Annotated in this window: 16 protein-coding genes and 1 tRNA gene; 13 read left to right on the forward strand and 4 right to left on the reverse strand. The window is 58.8% G+C overall.

What is annotated here, in order from left to right:
• Positions 1 to 43 precede the first annotated feature (43 nt).
• Complete coding sequence (locus KGA98_RS23350) at positions 44 to 298, forward strand: succinate dehydrogenase assembly factor 2 (RefSeq protein ID WP_057716026.1); 255 nt, start codon at positions 44 to 46, stop codon at positions 296 to 298.
• Positions 282 to 734 (forward strand): protein YgfX, encoded by a 453-nt coding sequence (locus KGA98_RS23355; protein WP_223504050.1) that lies wholly within the window; start codon positions 282 to 284, stop codon positions 732 to 734. The genes KGA98_RS23350 and KGA98_RS23355 overlap by 17 nt, the downstream gene beginning before the upstream one ends.
• Here KGA98_RS23355 and nadB read toward each other — a convergent pair.
• Entirely contained in the window at positions 703 to 2,319 is a 1,617-nt protein-coding gene (gene nadB / locus KGA98_RS23360) for an L-aspartate oxidase (protein ID WP_057716024.1), read from the reverse strand. The genes KGA98_RS23355 and nadB overlap by 32 nt on opposite strands.
• A gap of 552 nt (positions 2,320 to 2,871) precedes the next feature.
• Between nadB and rpoE the strand changes: the two genes are divergently transcribed.
• The 4 genes from rpoE (at position 2,872) to KGA98_RS23380 (ending at position 6,643) form a co-directional block, all read left to right on the forward strand.
• Positions 2,872 to 3,453 (forward strand): RNA polymerase sigma factor RpoE, encoded by a 582-nt coding sequence (rpoE, locus tag KGA98_RS23365; protein ID WP_003172477.1) that lies wholly within the window; start codon positions 2,872 to 2,874, stop codon positions 3,451 to 3,453.
• Positions 3,454 to 3,484: 31 nt separating this feature from the next.
• Complete coding sequence (locus KGA98_RS23370; protein WP_057716023.1) at positions 3,485 to 4,072, forward strand: sigma-E factor negative regulatory protein; 588 nt, start codon at positions 3,485 to 3,487, stop codon at positions 4,070 to 4,072.
• Between the two features lie 8 nt (positions 4,073 to 4,080).
• Positions 4,081 to 5,040 carry a MucB/RseB C-terminal domain-containing protein gene (locus tag KGA98_RS23375; protein WP_057716022.1) on the forward strand — a complete coding sequence of 320 codons (960 nt, stop codon included), beginning with the start codon at positions 4,081 to 4,083 and terminating at the stop codon, positions 5,038 to 5,040.
• 178 nt (positions 5,041 to 5,218) lie between these two features.
• Positions 5,219 to 6,643 carry a DegQ family serine endoprotease gene (locus tag KGA98_RS23380; protein WP_090453675.1) on the forward strand — a complete coding sequence of 475 codons (1,425 nt, stop codon included), beginning with the start codon at positions 5,219 to 5,221 and terminating at the stop codon, positions 6,641 to 6,643.
• A gap of 76 nt (positions 6,644 to 6,719) precedes the next feature.
• Here the strand turns inward: KGA98_RS23380 and KGA98_RS23385 are convergent, their stop codons facing one another.
• On the reverse strand, positions 6,720 to 8,153 hold the full coding sequence (locus KGA98_RS23385) for a M48 family metalloprotease (RefSeq protein ID WP_057716020.1): 1,434 nt from the start codon (positions 8,151 to 8,153) through the stop codon (positions 6,720 to 6,722).
• A 98-nt stretch (positions 8,154 to 8,251) separates the two neighbouring features.
• Between KGA98_RS23385 and KGA98_RS23390 the strand changes: the two genes are divergently transcribed.
• Positions 8,252 to 8,491 (forward strand): sulfurtransferase TusA family protein, encoded by a 240-nt coding sequence (locus KGA98_RS23390; protein ID WP_007979782.1) that lies wholly within the window; start codon positions 8,252 to 8,254, stop codon positions 8,489 to 8,491.
• Positions 8,492 to 8,522: 31 nt separating this feature from the next.
• Entirely contained in the window at positions 8,523 to 9,593 is a 1,071-nt protein-coding gene (locus KGA98_RS23395; RefSeq protein ID WP_057716019.1) for an AI-2E family transporter, read from the forward strand.
• 128 nt (positions 9,594 to 9,721) lie between these two features.
• On the opposite strand, the gene KGA98_RS23400 is transcribed toward KGA98_RS23395, so the two are convergent.
• A complete protein-coding gene (locus KGA98_RS23400; RefSeq protein WP_057716018.1) occupies positions 9,722 to 10,195 on the reverse strand; it encodes a peroxiredoxin in 474 nt (157 codons plus the stop codon).
• A gap of 10 nt (positions 10,196 to 10,205) precedes the next feature.
• Positions 10,206 to 10,766, reverse strand: coding sequence for a glycine cleavage system protein R (locus tag KGA98_RS23405; protein ID WP_007979776.1), 561 nt, complete (start codon positions 10,764 to 10,766; stop codon positions 10,206 to 10,208).
• Positions 10,767 to 11,094: 328 nt separating this feature from the next.
• Between KGA98_RS23405 and dapA the strand changes: the two genes are divergently transcribed.
• The 5 genes from dapA (at position 11,095) to KGA98_RS23430 (ending at position 14,784) form a co-directional block, all read left to right on the forward strand.
• Positions 11,095 to 11,973 (forward strand): 4-hydroxy-tetrahydrodipicolinate synthase, encoded by an 879-nt coding sequence (gene dapA, locus KGA98_RS23410; RefSeq protein ID WP_057716017.1) that lies wholly within the window; start codon positions 11,095 to 11,097, stop codon positions 11,971 to 11,973.
• Between the two features lie 17 nt (positions 11,974 to 11,990).
• Positions 11,991 to 13,106, forward strand: coding sequence for an outer membrane protein assembly factor BamC (gene bamC, locus KGA98_RS23415; protein ID WP_057716016.1), 1,116 nt, complete (start codon positions 11,991 to 11,993; stop codon positions 13,104 to 13,106).
• Positions 13,107 to 13,110: 4 nt separating this feature from the next.
• Positions 13,111 to 13,869: an MBL fold metallo-hydrolase gene (locus KGA98_RS23420; protein WP_057716015.1), complete on the forward strand. Its 759-nt coding sequence runs from the start codon at positions 13,111 to 13,113 to the stop codon at positions 13,867 to 13,869.
• A gap of 28 nt (positions 13,870 to 13,897) precedes the next feature.
• A complete protein-coding gene (gene purC, locus KGA98_RS23425) occupies positions 13,898 to 14,611 on the forward strand; it encodes a phosphoribosylaminoimidazolesuccinocarboxamide synthase (protein WP_007944067.1) in 714 nt (237 codons plus the stop codon).
• Positions 14,612 to 14,694: 83 nt separating this feature from the next.
• Positions 14,695 to 14,784: transfer RNA gene (locus KGA98_RS23430), tRNA-Ser, on the forward strand.
• Positions 14,785 to 15,351 lie beyond the last annotated feature (567 nt).

The following is a 15,351-nucleotide window of genomic DNA, read 5'->3' on the forward strand; positions in this document are numbered from 1 at the left end:
GGGCGCGGGCCTGTATACTTGCGGCCTATTTGAGGAGCGCTCCATGGTCGAAGATGTTGAACTGAACCGCCTCTACTGGCACAGCCGCCGCGGCATGCTTGAGCTTGATGTGTTGCTGGTGCCGTTTGTGAAAGAGGTTTATCGGCACCTCAACGAGGTTGATCGCGCCTGCTATGTCAGGTTGCTCGAATGCGAAGATCAGGACATGTTCGGCTGGTTCATGGAACGCAGCGAATCGGAAGATCCTGAGCTGCAACGCATGGTTCGCATGATCCTGGATCGTGTCCAGCCCAAGTAATGGGTTCGAATGCCGCTGGCATGCCTCACGGCAGTTGCTGGCGGCATATCTTCTGGCCCAGCTGTTCGCGTTGGGTTCGTTGTTTTTACTGTCGATTCCGGTCTGGGCCAGCTTGCTCGGCGTCGTGCTGTGCGTGGCTCACGGAGCCTGGCTGTTGCCCCGGCAGATCCTGCTGACGCACCCGCAGGCATTTTGCGGCTTGCGGCGCGATGCCGATGGCTGGCAGTTGTGGAGTCGTGCCAAGGGCTGGCAGCCCGTGCAACTAAGTCCGGACAGCCTGGCGCTGCCGTTGGTGGTGGTACTGCGTTTTCGATTACGGGGCGAGCGCCGGGTCAGGGCCATTTGCGTACCCCGGGATGCGCAGGCGGCGGATGTGCACCGACGCCTGCGGGTGCGGCTCAAATTCAGCCGACGTAGGTGGGCGGTACCAGAATAGTGTCCAGCGCGACCGGCAACATGTCCGGGTAGTCGAGGGTGTAATGCAGGCCACGGCTTTCCTTGCGTTCCATGGCTGACAGAATCATCAGTTCGGCAACCTGGGCCAGGTTGCGCAGCTCGATCAAGTCCCGGCTGACCTTGTAGTTGCTGTAGAACTCGTCGATCTCATCCAGCAACAGCTGCACGCGATGTTGCGCCCGTTGCAGACGCTTGTTGGTGCGCACGATGCCAACGTAGTCCCACATGAATCGCCGCAGCTCATCCCAGTTGTGCGCAATGATCACGTCTTCATCGGAATCGGTGACCTGGCTCGCATCCCAGGCGGGAAGGGGCGTTGGCATCGGAACCCGGGGCAACTGTTCGAGAATGTCCGCGGCCGCCGAGCGGGCATAGACGAAACATTCCAGCAGCGAGTTGCTGGCCATGCGGTTGGCGCCGTGCAGGCCGGTGAAACTGGTTTCGCCGATGGCATACAGCCCCGGCACATCGGTGCGACCCTGTTGATCGACCATCACGCCGCCGCAGGTGTAGTGCGCCGCCGGGACCACCGGGATCGGTTGTTTGGTGATGTCGATGGAAAATTCCAGGCAGCGTTCGTACACCGTCGGGAAGTGCGTCTTGATGAAGGCTTCGGGTTTGTGGCTGATGTCCAGATAGACGCAGTCGATGCCCAGGCGCTTCATTTCATGGTCGATGGCCCGGGCGACGATGTCTCGTGGGGCCAACTCGGCCCGTGGATCGAAGCGCTGCATGAAGCGCTCGCCGTTGGGCAGCTTCAGGTGGGCACCTTCGCCTCGCAGGGCTTCGGTGACCAGGAAACTCTTGGCTTGCGGGTGATACAGGCAAGTAGGGTGGAACTGGTTGAATTCCAGATTCGCCACCCGGCAGCCCGAGCGCCAGGCCATGGCGATGCCATCGCCGCAGGCGCCGTCAGGGTTACTGGTGTAGAGGTAAACCTTGGCCGCACCACCGGAGGCGAGGATCACAAAGCGGGCGCCGTAGGTGTCGACTTCGCCGGTGCCGCGATTGAGCACATAGGCGCCGAGGCAGCGATCACCTTCGAGTCCCAGGCGTTTCTCGGTAATAAGGTCAACCGCAACCCGCTGCTCCAGCAGTTCGATGTTCGGTCGTTTCCGGGCCTGGTCGAGCAGGGTGGTGAAAATGGCAGCGCCGGTGGCATCGGCGGCGTGGATGATGCGCCGATGGCTGTGACCGCCCTCGCGGGTGAGGTGGAACTCGAACCCGCCGTCTTCGTTACTCGATTGTTCATCGCGGGTAAAGGGCACGCCCTGGTCGATCAGCCATTGAATCGCTTCCCTGCTGTGCTCGACGGTAAAGCGCACGGCGTCCTCATGACACAAGCCGCCGCCGGCATTGAGGGTGTCATCGACATGGGATTCAACGGTATCGGTGTCGTCCAGCACGGCCGCAACGCCGCCCTGGGCCCAGAAAGTCGAGCCATTGGCGAGGTTGCCCTTGCTCAGAACGGCAATGCGCAAATGACCGGGCAAGGTCAGCGCAAGGCTCAAGCCGGCAGCACCGCTGCCAATTACCAGAACATCGTGTTGAAACTGTTGGCTCATTTCAGGATTCCGCTCAAAGCGACCCGGGTCGGGGGTGGTGCAGCTGGACTTTCGAGTCAATGCAGCCGCACTGCCCACTAGTATATAGAGGGGGGGAGCGGCACAATACCCGAGCTAGCATGGCATTGTGAAACTACCGTGACGCAAAACATCGGTCGCTTCGTCGGATGTTTTTCTGCCCGTTGGGCGCGAGAATGACTGTATCGCCGATTTAACAGTCTTTTTCCCTTCACGGTTGCACAATGTCGGGTTGGTACGGCTATAAATAATTGGAACTTTTGCCAAAGGGCCAAGATCAATAGACGGTTGCCTGAAACAAGGGACAGTGTCGGCTTCAGTGCCGGATTGCAGTTCGATCCTTGCTGAAGAATCCGATGACAAGATTATCCGCGCAGCCGGGTCAACTCGTGCTGCGCTTTTCGTGCGTGCCAAATCAGAGCCCGCAGGAAACTTGCCTGGAGGGGGAGAACTTTTGCGAAAAGCCCGAGTCTATGTTTGCAAGTCTGGTGGTTTACTTCTGCAAGCCTCCTCCGAGCTCATCGAGGAGTGTTCATGCTAACCCAGGAAGAGGATCAGCAACTGGTCGAACGCGTTCAGCGCGGCGACAAGCGTGCTTTCGATCTGCTAGTGCTGAAATACCAGCACAAAATTCTCGGGTTGATCGTGCGTTTCGTGCACGACACCCATGAAGCCCAGGATGTGGCACAAGAAGCCTTTATCAAGGCATACCGTGCACTTGGAAATTTTCGCGGAGACAGCGCGTTTTATACGTGGCTTTACCGCATCGCCATCAACACGGCGAAAAACTATCTGGTTTCACGCGGCCGTCGGCCGCCGGATAGCGATGTCAGTTCCGAGGATGCAGAGTTCTACGATGGCGATCATGGCCTCAAGGATCTCGAGTCGCCAGAACGGGCTTTGCTGCGGGATGAGATCGAAGGCACCGTCCATCGAACCATTCAGCAACTGCCGGAAGATTTGCGTACGGCTTTAACTTTACGTGAGTTTGATGGTCTGAGTTACGAGGACATTGCGAGTGTCATGCAATGTCCGGTAGGCACCGTGCGCTCCCGGATTTTCCGCGCCCGGGAGGCCATCGACAAAGCCCTGCAGCCGTTGTTGCAGGAAAACTAAAGACAGCGGCGACAGCCAAGAGAGGAACGCCATGAGTCGTGAAGCCCTGCAGGAATCGCTGTCCGCAGTGATGGATAACGAAGCGGACGAATTGGAATTGCGTCGGGTATTGAATGCCTGTGACGATGTTGAAACCCGTGAAACCTGGGCTCGTTATCAGATCGCTCGGGCAGTGATGCACAAGGATCTGCTGCTTCCACGCCTGGACATCGCCGCGGCTGTTTCTGCTGCCCTGGCTGACGAAGCCGTACCGGCAAAAGCTTCCCGTGGTCCATGGCGCAGCCTGGGTCGTCTGGCGGTCGCTGCCTCGGTGACCCTGGCGGTGCTGGCCGGTGTGCGTCTGTACAACCAGGATGAGATCGCCGGTGTCGAACTGGCCCAGCAATCCGCTCAACCCGGACTGGCTGCTCCACAAGTAAAAGGCCCAGCCGTTTTGGCAGGCTACAATGAGAGTTCGGATGCTACTGGCCCAATGGCCAACGGCGTACTGCAAGGTCAGCCAGGCTGGCACGATCAGCGTCTGCCAGGTTACTTGCGCCAACACGCACAACAGGCTGCATTGAAAGGCACTGAGAGCGCTCTGCCTTACGCTCGTGCCGCAAGTCTGGAAAACCGTTAAGGAGGATCATGCGCGCCATACCTCTACTTTCGCTTCTGCTCAGCGGCTGGTTCATCGTTCCAGCCCAAGCCGGTGAAGCCCAGGACTGGTTGACCCGCCTGGGCCAGGCAGAGCAACAGCAAAGCTTTCAGGGTACTTTCGTCTACGAGCGTAACGGTAGTTTTTCTACCCATAACATCTGGCACCGCGTCCAGGATGGAAAGGTCCGCGAGCGTTTGATCCAGCTCGACGGTTCCGCTCAGGAAGTCGTTCGCATTGATGGGCAAACCCAATGCGTCAGCGGCACACTGATAGCAGGGCTTGGGGACTCCCCGAACTCCGCCGCCCGTGCACTCGATCCTCAAAAGCTCAAGAATTGGTATGACCTGGCCGTCATCGGCAAGTCGCGTGTCGCCGGGCGTTCGGCGGTGATCGTATCGCTGACACCCCGTGATCAGCACCGCTACGGTTTTGAACTGCATCTGGACAAGGAGACCGGCCTGCCTCTGAAGTCCTTGCTACTGGACGACAAGGGGCGGTTGTTGGAGCGCTTCCAGTTCACGCAAATGGATACCGCTGACGTCCCTTCCGAACAAGACCTGCAGGCCAGTAATGATTGCAAGCCAGTCAATCTCGAAAGTGACAAGGCCTCTGCCGTCAAGGCTGCCCAGGTCTGGCGTTCCGACTGGTTGCCGCCCGGCTTCGAGCTGACCAGCAGCACCGCTCGCAAGGATCCGCAGACCAAGACCCAGGTCAATAGCCTGATGTATGACGATGGCCTGACGCGCTTTTCGGTATTCCTCGAGCCGTTGAATGGCGCAACAGTCACCGACACCCGTACTCAGTTGGGACCGACCGTTGCGGTTTCCCGGCGCTTGGCCACGGCACAGGGCGACATGATGGTGACTGTCGTTGGCGAGATACCGGTCGGTACTGCTGAACGGATAGCGCTTTCAATGCGCACCGACGCCGCTGCAACCAAGCAGTGAGCTGAATTTGAAATGTTTCGTGAGCATTTCAGTTTGCAAAAATCCCGTAAATTTTTTATAGGTCAGAGCCCCTCGGCTCTGGCCTTGTTTGTTGTTCCCGGAACAAAAATACCGGCGTATTGTTCCCGGTGTTCCTTGCTCCATATCGCTTAACCATGCTCGTCGTAACGGGAGCCGTATGTCGATACCACGCTTGAAGTCCTACCTTTCCATTATTGCCACCGTGCTGGTGCTCGGTCAGGCGGTCACCGCCCAAGCGGTCGAATTGCCTGATTTTACGCAACTGGTCGAACAGGCCTCGCCTGCGGTCGTAAACATCAGTACCACGCAAAAGCTGCCGGATCGCAAAGTCAACCAGCAGATGCCCGACCTCGAAGGCTTGCCACCGATGCTGCGCGAATTCTTCGAACGGGGCATGCCGCCACAATCGCGCTCACCTCGTGACCGTCAGCGCGAGGCAACCTCCCTGGGTTCGGGTTTCATCATCTCTTCCGATGGCTATATCCTGACCAATAATCACGTGATCGCCGATGCTGACGAAATCCTCGTCCGCCTGGCCGATCGCAGCGAAATGAAAGCCAAGCTGATCGGTACCGATCCACGTTCCGACGTGGCGCTGCTGAAAATCGAAGGCAAGGATCTGCCAGTGCTCAAGCTTGGTAAATCCCAGGACCTGAAGGCTGGCCAATGGGTTGTCGCGATTGGTTCGCCATTCGGCTTTGACCACACGGTGACCCAAGGCATCGTCAGCGCCGTCGGTCGCAGCCTGCCGAACGAAAACTATGTGCCGTTCATCCAGACCGACGTGCCGATCAACCCGGGTAACTCCGGTGGTCCGCTGTTCAACCTCAACGGTGAGGTGGTCGGGATCAACTCGCAGATCTATACCCGCTCCGGTGGCTTCATGGGCGTGTCGTTTGCAATCCCGATCGACGTGGCCATGGATGTTTCCAATCAGCTGAAATCCGGTGGCAAGGTCAGCCGTGGCTGGCTGGGCGTCGTGATTCAGGAAGTGAGCAAGGACCTGGCCGAGTCGTTCGGCCTGGAGAAGCCGGCCGGTGCGCTGGTTGCCCAAATCCAGGACGATGGTCCGGCTGCCAAGGGCGGTCTGCAAGTTGGCGACGTGATCCTGAGCATGAACGGTCAGCCAATCGTCATGTCGGCCGACCTGCCGCATCTGGTTGGCGCGTTGAAGGCTGGCAACAAGGCCGATCTGGAAGTGATTCGTGACGGCAAGCGCAAGAATGTCGAATTGACGGTCGGCGCGATTCCGGAAGAAGGCAAGGAGCTGGATGCGCTGCCAAAATCCAGCATCGAGCGCAGCAGCAATCGCCTGGGTGTTTCCGTGGTCGAGCTGACTGACGAGCAGAAGAAAACCTACGACCTCAAGGGTGGTGTGCTGATCAAGGAAGTACAGGACGGCCCTGCTGCCATGATCGGCTTGCAGCCGGGTGATGTGATCACCCATCTGAACAACCAGGCCATCGGTTCCACCAAGGAGTTCGCGGACATCGCCAAGGCGCTGCCAAAGAACCGTTCGGTGTCGATGCGGGTACTGCGTCAGGGGCGTGCGAGCTTCATCACCTTCAAGCTGGCTGAATAACCCGGTTGTTGGTTGCATAAAAAACCGGCTCGAAAGAGGCGGTTTTTTTGTGTCCGGACCTTTTGTCGTCGGGGTGTCAGCCCATCATGTCCTTGATCATGCGCTCTTGTTCCATCAGCTCGCGTTGCCGCGCGTCGATCCGCGAAGACAGCGGGAAGTTGCTGCCAGCCCTGCGCTTGGCGAAGTCCAGTTGCTGAATGGCCTGTTTGTAGTCCCCGACCAGCGCAAAGTATTCGGCGCGAGCCTGATGCAGGCCGATGATATTGCCCGACAGGCCGCGCGTTTCGGCAACCTGATACCACACGTCCGGGTCATCCGGGCGGGATTTGAGCAGGCTTTCGAGGGCTTTCTCCGCATCCGCAGTACGGTTTTGCTTGAGCAGCAGGTCGACGCGAATCTGGTTCAGCGGGTAGTTGCCAGAGTATTGGCCCATCAACCGGTCAACCCGGGACTGGGCATCCGCCAGGCGATTATTGGTGATATCCAGATCGACCTGAGCCAGGTTGTAGATGATTTCGTTGGGTGACTTGGCCAGCAACTGCTTGAGGTTTTCCCGTGCTTCGTTCAGTTGGCCGCCCTTGATCTGGGCGATCGCCAGGCCGTAGCGTGCCACGTCGTTTTTCGGGTTCTCGTCGAGCTGGGCGCGGAAGCGCTTGGCGCCAAGCCCCGGGGTTTCTTCATAGATCAGCTGTACGCGTGCGCGGATCAGTTGGTAGCGCATGCTGTCTTCGATACCGCCCTTTGGAAACTGTTCGGCGCGGTTGCGGGTGTCGGCGATACGCGATTCGGTGACCGGGTGGGTCAGCAGAAATTCCGGTGGCTTGGCATCGTAGCGGTACTGACGCCCCAGTCGTTCGAACATGGTTGGCATCGAGCGGGGATCGTAACCGGCCTTTTCCAGATTGAGGATGCCGATACGGTCGGCTTCCTGCTCGTTCTGGCGGGAGAATCGCCGCTGTTCCTGGATGGCTGCGGCCTGTGTGCCGGCAATGGCCGCGATCCCGGCGTCACCGCCACCGGCGGCTGCCAGCACGATACCCGCCAGCAATGCAGCCATCATCGGTACTTGCATGCGTTGCTGCGCTTCGACGCCCCGGGCAAAGTGGCGCTGCGACAAGTGAGCCAATTCGTGCGCCAGTACCGAAGCGTATTCGCCCTCGGTCTGGGCGTTGAGGAACAAACCTCCGTTCACCCCGACGATCCCGCCCGGCGCTGCAAAGGCGTTGAGCTGCGGGCTGTTGATCAGGATGAATTCCAGGCGTCGGTCAGTGACCTGGCTGGTCTCGACCAGTCGGTAAACGCTGGATTCCACGTAATTCTTGAGCTGCGGATCGTTGAGTTGCGAAACCTGGCTGCGCAACATTGCCAGCCAGGCGCGGCCGAGCTGGTATTCCTGTTGCGGCGAGACAATGGCAGAACTGGCGTCGCCGAGTGACGGCAGGTCGTCGGCAAAGCCCGGTGAGGCGAGCAGGCAAGCGAGCGTCAGCAGGGTGGGGCGCAAAAAAGTCATGCACAAAGCCTTAGTCGACAAAGACCTTACTGTAGCCGGACACCGGCGTTGCGACCAGATATTCTAGGCAACACAACCACCTGACCCGGAGTGATGCAATGACCGACGCTGTAGAGCATGACGTTGAACTGGACGCCAGCGGCCTGAATTGCCCGTTGCCGTTGCTCAAGGCCAAGATGGAGCTCAACCGGCTGGCCAGTGGCGCGGTGCTCAAGGTCATCGCCACCGATGCGGGTTCGCAACGCGACTTTCGCACCTTTGCCCGATTGGCCGGTCATACCCTGCTTCGTGAAGAAGATGAGGCGGGTGTTTACCGCTACTGGTTGAAAAAAGCCTGAATTCGGCTGCGTTTACTCCTAAGGATTATTGATGTTCAAAGTGTTGCGCGACTGGATTCAGCGCTATTTCTCCGATGAAGAAGCGGTGGTGCTGGCTGTCCTGCTGTTTCTGGCGTTCACCGCCGTGCTGACCCTGGGCGGTATGCTGGCGCCGGTGCTCGCCGGGATGGTGCTGGCGTACCTGATGCAGGGGCTGGTGGTGACCCTCGAGCGCCTGCGGGTGCCGGGCGGGGTCGCGGTGGGGTTGGTCTTTGCATTGTTCATGGGGCTGTTGCTGGTGTTTATCGTGGTTGTCGTGCCATTGCTCTGGCATCAACTGATCACGTTGTTCAACGAGTTGCCCGGCATGCTCGCCAAGTGGCAGTCGCTGTTGCTGCTGCTGCCCGAACGCTATCCGCATCTGGTGTCCGATGAGCAGGTACTGCAGGCCATCGAAGCGGCGCGGGGCGAAATCGGCAAGTTTGGTCAGTGGGCACTGACGTTCTCGCTGTCGAGCCTGCCATTGCTGGTGAACATCATGATCTATCTGGTGCTGGTGCCGATCCTGGTGTTTTTCTTCCTCAAGGATCGGGCCATGATCGGCCAGTGGGTGCGCGGTTACCTGCCCCGTGAGCGGGCATTGATCACCCGGGTCGCCCATGAAATGAACCGGCAGATCGCCAATTACATTCGCGGCAAGGTCATCGAAATCTTCATTTGCGGTGGCGTGACCTACATCGCCTTTGTTGTCCTGGAACTCAATTACGCGGCGCTGCTGGCACTGCTGGTGGGGATTTCGGTGGTGGTGCCTTATGTCGGCGCCGTGGTGGTGACCGTGCCCGTGTTTCTGATTGCGCTGTTCCAGTGGGGCTGGAGCGATCAGTTCATATACTTGATGGCGGTCTACGGGATCATTCAGACGCTGGATGGCAACGTGCTGGTGCCATTGTTGTTCTCGGAGGCGGTCAACCTGCACCCGGTGGCAATCATCTGCGCAGTGCTGTTGTTTGGCGGGTTGTGGGGGTTCTGGGGGGTGTTCTTCGCGATTCCCCTGGCGACGCTGTTCAAGGCCGTGCTGGATGCCTGGCCGCGCAAGGAGCCGGAGGTGGCGCCGCTGCTTTAAGGGGCGGGTTTGATTGTTCAGTGAGGCTGATGGCCTCTTCGCGAGCAGGCTCGCTCCCACGGGGTTGAACACAAAACCAATGTGGGAGCGAGCCTGCTCGCGATGGCGTCCGAAAGAACGCCCGGAAGTCAGGCTTTATTCAAGGCCTGGGCAGCCGCCAGAACCGCATCAACATGCCCCGGCACCTTCACGCCGCGCCATTCCTGGCGCAGCACGCCGTTGGCGTCGATCAGGAACGTGCTGCGATCCACGCCCATGTATTCCTTGCCGTAGAGCTTTTTCAGCTTGATCACGTCGAACAGTTGGCAGATGGCTTCGTCCTTGTCGCTGATCAGCTCAAAGGGGAATTCCTGTTTGCACTTGAAGTTCTCGTGGGATTTGAGGCTGTCGCGAGACACGCCGAACACTTCGGTATTGGCGGCCTTGAACGCAGCGTATTGATCACGAAAGCCCTGCCCCTCGGTCGTGCAGCCCGGGGTGCTGTCCTTGGGGTAGAAGTAGATCACTACCTGCTTGCCTTTCAGGCCGGCGAGGCTGACGGTTTGCCCGCTGGTGGCGGGGGCTTGGAAATCGGCAACCGGTTGGTCGATGGCAACGGCCATGAAAGCTTCCTTACATTGGGTTCTGTGGGCGCCAGGGTTCGATCAGGGCATCGAGGTTCAGCGCGTCGGCAAAATCCAGGAACTGATCGCGCAGCCAGCTGATTTGCACGCCGGCCGGCAAGGTCACGGTAAACGTGGCGTTGAGCATGGTGCCGCCGGTCTGCGGAGCCTGATAAGTGTCGCAGGTCAGGTTTTCCAGCTCGACATTGTGGTCCATGAAGAACTGGCACAGCTCGTTGATGATGTCCGAGCGGTAGGCCGAGCTGACATAAGCGACGTACGGCAGGGCCTGAGGGCGGTTTTCCAGGGCCGCGCTGCGCACCACGTTGACCGTGAACGCATGCCGCTTGGCCAATACCGGCAGGCTGCCTTCCAGGCGTGCCAGGGCATCCCAGCTACCGGAGATTTCCAGCACCAGGGCACTGCATTCGCCATGGCGGGTCAGGCGAGAGGTGACAACGGCGCAGCGGTTTTCATGGCTGGCGCGGCACAGGACGTTGGTCAGCTCCATGGGGTTGGCGCCGAGGGCACTGATAACAAGGAATTGTTCGCGAACTGTGGGGGTGGACATGCAGCATTCCTAAAGCGATGAGCGGTCGGTACGTCCAGAGGGCGTTTTGCCGGGAGCGAGCCTGCGGATGCGAATTCAGTAAACCCCAAGCGGCAGGTCGCGACGTGCTCCGGCAGGGCGGGAGCGAGAGGCGGCAACGCTGGATCAGGGCTTGTGATGCCGTAAATGGAGGCTGAAACCCGACGCGCGAGCTTGTCTGTACCGATCAAAGTCTGAAGGGTAGCGAAAACCGGCGCCAAGGGGAATGGCGGCAGCACAGTACTTCGCTTGTGCAAGCATCTTGGCGCCAGTACCATTACGGCTCTCTTTTTCCGGCAGGAGCGGTTTCATGATTGCGGGCAGTATGGTGGCACTGGTCACACCCATGGATGCACAGGGGCGTCTTGACTGGGACAGCCTCAGCAAACTCGTGGACTTCCACCTTGAAAACGGCACCCATGCCATTGTCGCCGTCGGCACCACCGGCGAGTCGGCAACCCTCGACGTCAACGAGCACATCGAAGTCATCCGTGCCGTGGTCAAGCAGGTCAACGGTCGTATTCCGGTGATTGCCGGTACCGGCGCCAATTCGACCCGCGAAGCCGTCGAATTGACCCGTAATGCCAAAGAAGCCGGCGCCGATGCCTGCCTGCTGGTAGTGCCGTACTACAACAAGCCGACCCAGGAAGGCCTTTACCTGCACTTCAAGCACATCGCCGAATCGGTCGACATCCCGCAGATTCTCTATAACGTTCCCGGCCGCACCTCCTGCGACATGCAGGCCGAAACCGTGATCCGCCTGTCCACCGTGCCGAACATCATCGGTATCAAGGAAGCGACTGGCGACCTCAAGCGCGCCAAGGCCATCCTCGACGGCGTAAGCAAGGACTTCATCGTCCTGTCCGGCGATGATCCGACCGCGGTCGAGCTGATCCTGATGGGCGGCAAGGGCAACATCTCCGTTACCGCCAACGTCGCACCGCGTGAAATGGCCGATCTGTGCGAGGCCGCCCTCAAGGGGGATGCCGAGACTGCACGGGCAATCAACGAAAAACTGATGCCGCTGCACAAGGACCTGTTCATCGAAGCCAACCCGATTCCGGTGAAGTGGGCTTTGGTTGAAATGGGCCTGATGCACGAAGGCATCCGCCTGCCGTTGACCTGGCTGAGCGCACCTTGTCACGAAACGCTGCGCACGGCCCTGCGCCAGTGCGGCGTCCTGGTTTAATTGAGGAAGTACAACGCATGAAGCGAATGGCCGGACTTTCCGCACTTGCCTTGATTATCTCCAGCACCAGTGGCTGTGGATGGATCTGGGGCCCGGAAGGTTATTTCCGTGACCGTGGTAGCGATTACCTGGAAGCGCAACAGACTGCACCGATGCAAATGCCACCGGATGTCCGTACCGCCAAGCGTCTGGATCCGCTGTTGCCGATCCCGCGCAACGTGGCCGATGACACCGCCAAGGGCGAATACATCGTTCCTCGGCCGCAGCCGCTGACCGCGGGTGCTGACGCCGGTGCCTACTCTCTGCAGAAGAGCGGCGGCTCCAGCTCCATCCTGGCGCAGAATCCGCCGGCTGAAGTCTGGCCCGTGGCCGTTCAGTTCTTCCAGGACAACGGTTTCCGTCTGGATGAACAGCGTCCGCAAACCGGTGAATTCACCACGACCTGGCAGCATTCCGATGAACTGTCTGCGGCCATGGCCAAGCGCCTGAGCGCTGCCGGCGTCAGCACGGACAGCGAAACCCGCGTGCGGGTGCGCATCGAGCCGGGCGTGCAGCGCAATACCAGTGAAGTTTATGTGGTCAGCGCCGAGCGTCCCGCCGGCAGCACCGCCGACGTGGCCTTCACCAACCGTTCGGTCAACACTGGCCTGGACGCGGCACTGGTCGACGACATGCTTGCGAGCATGAGCCGTATCTCCGAGAAGGGCGGTTCGGTTTCCATGCTGGCTTCGCGCGATTTCGACGCGCCAAGTCGTGTCAGCCTGAGTGAAGACGGCAGCGGCAACCCTGTGCTGAACGTCGGTACCGACCTGGATCGTGCCTGGTCGAGCGTCGGTCGTGCGCTGGAACAAGGCGAATGGCGTGTTGAAGACATCAACCGCAGCCTGGGCCTGTACTACATCAACCTGGCCGAAAAAGCCGAGAGCAAAGACGACAAGCCAGGCTTCTTCAGCAGCCTGTTCGGCAGCGCGCCGAGCAAGGAAGAGCTTGAGGCCCGCGCCGAGCGTTATCAGGTTCGCCTGAGCAAGGTTGGCGAGAACGTCCAGGTCACCGTAGAGAAAAACATCAACACCGTGGCGCCGGCCGATGTGGCGCGTAAAGTGTTGAGCAAGATTCAGGACAACCTGGGCTGATCTTATGCGTTTTGCCGTTCTCGGCAGCGGTAGTCAAGGGAACGGCACGCTGATAGCCAGCGCTGATACGTACGTATTGGTGGATTGTGGTTTTTCCCTGCGGGAAACCGAAAAACGCCTGCTGCGCCTGGGTGTGAACCCTGCGCAGCTGAGCGCGATACTCGTGACCCACGAACATGCCGACCACGTGCATGGCGTGGGTTTGCTGTCTCGGCGCTACAATCTGCCTGTCTACCTCAGTCGCGGGACCTTGCGCGGGATGCGCAAACCTATTGAGCCCGCAGGCTTTCTGGCCGGCGGCGATCAACTGCAAATCGGCGACTTGAGCATCGGTGTCATTGCCGTGGCCCACGATGCACAAGAACCGACGCAATATGTTTTCAGTGACGGTTTACGGCGCTTCGGCCTGTTGACCGACCTGGGCTCGTATTGTGACAAAGTGCTGGACGGCTATCGGGATCTCGATGCGTTGATGATCGAGTCCAATCACTGTCGTGACATGCTGGCTCGCGGTCATTACCCGTACTTTCTCAAGCAGCGGGTAGGCGGTGAACTCGGGCATTTGAATAACCACCAGGCGGCATTCCTGGTGGCCGAGCTGGGCTGGAAAGACCTGCAACACCTGGTCCTGGCCCATCTGAGCAGCAAGAACAACCTGCCGCGGCTGGCCCGGCAATGTTTTGTCGACACCCTTGGGTGCGACCCGGACTGGCTGCAACTGGCCGATCAAGATTCAGGGCTCGACTGGCGACATATCGCCTAGCCCATCTACTTAGCAAGCGGAGCCCATCATGGAAAAACGTGAAGAACTCTACCGCGGCAAAGCCAAGTCGGTTTACAAGACCGACGACGCTAACCGCTTGATCCTGCTGTTTCGTAACGACACCTCGGCGTTCGACGGCAAGCGCATCGAGCAGCTCGACCGCAAAGGCATGGTGAACAACAAGTTCAACGCCTTCATCATGCAGAAGCTCGAAGCGGCCGGCGTGCCGACCCAATTCGACAAATTGCTGGGCGACAACGAATGCCTGGTGAAGAAACTCGACATGATCCCGGTCGAATGCGTCGTGCGTAACTACGCCGCCGGCAGCCTGGTCAAGCGTCTGGGTGTCGAAGAGGGCATGAAGCTCAACCCTTACACCTTCGAACTGTTCCTGAAGGACGACGCCAAGGGCGACCCGTTCATCAACGAATCCCACGTCGTGGCCTTTGGTTGGGGCACCGCCGAGCAACTGGTGCGCATGAAAGAGCTGTCGCTCAAGGTCAACGAAGTCCTGAGCAAACTGTTCGACGACGCGGGCCTGCTGCTGGTCGACTTCAAGCTGGAGTTCGGCGTGTTCCACGATGGCTCCATCGTGCTGGGCGACGAATTCAGCCCGGACGGCTGCCGTCTGTGGGACAAGGCCACCGGCAAGAAAATGGACAAGGACCGCTTCCGTCAAGGCCTCGGTGACGTCATCGAAGCCTATGAAGAAGTCGCCAATCGCCTGGGCGTACCGCTTTAACCGACGCAAGCATCTGATAGCACAGAAATATTTCGCTTAGGGGGTTCGCTTCCTGCGAAAGTGTTGTTATGATGCGCGCCGTTGGAGAGATGCCAGAGTGGCCGAATGGGACGGATTCGAAATCCGTTGTACCTTCACCGGTACCTAGGGTTCGAATCCCTATCTCTCCGCCATTATTGAACAAGACGAAGCCCCTGAAGTGGTTAAACATTTCAGGGGCTTTTTCGTTTCTGTCGTATTGGTCGGGGAGGGCATTTCGTGTCCCGGCATTTTTGACGTGATGCCCGTCATGCTCTTGGGATCCCCTGGGTATCCATTTGCCGTAGGGCTTTCTCACCATTGTTGTATCTATATGTCCAGGTGATGTGGTTTGGGTTCGTTGCTGCCCCAGTGCTTTATATAGATGCTGGAGGTTCTCATGGTGGCGGCCCGGGTGCTTTGGCAAGGAAGAAGAATTTTCAGGTGGGGGGGTTGACCTCGGATTTTAATGCTGTACTATTCGCCTCCCGCTAACGAGCAGTTTGATGTGGCTCTTGGTTTAAGTAGTTGATTTTGTTGAAAAATCAGAAACTTTTAAGGTTGCAAATTGAAAAGATGCGCTGTAAGATGCGCACCTCGGTTGAGACGAAAGATCTTAACCAACCGCTCTTTAACAACTGAATCAAGCAATTCGTGTGGGTGCTTGTGGGGTCAGACTGCTAGTCAACAGATTATCAGCATCACAAGTTACTCCGCGAGAA

The sequence above is a fragment of the Pseudomonas sp. BF-R-24 genome (genome assembly GCF_019947335.1).
Taxonomy (GTDB): domain Bacteria; phylum Pseudomonadota; class Gammaproteobacteria; order Pseudomonadales; family Pseudomonadaceae; genus Aquipseudomonas; species Aquipseudomonas jessenii.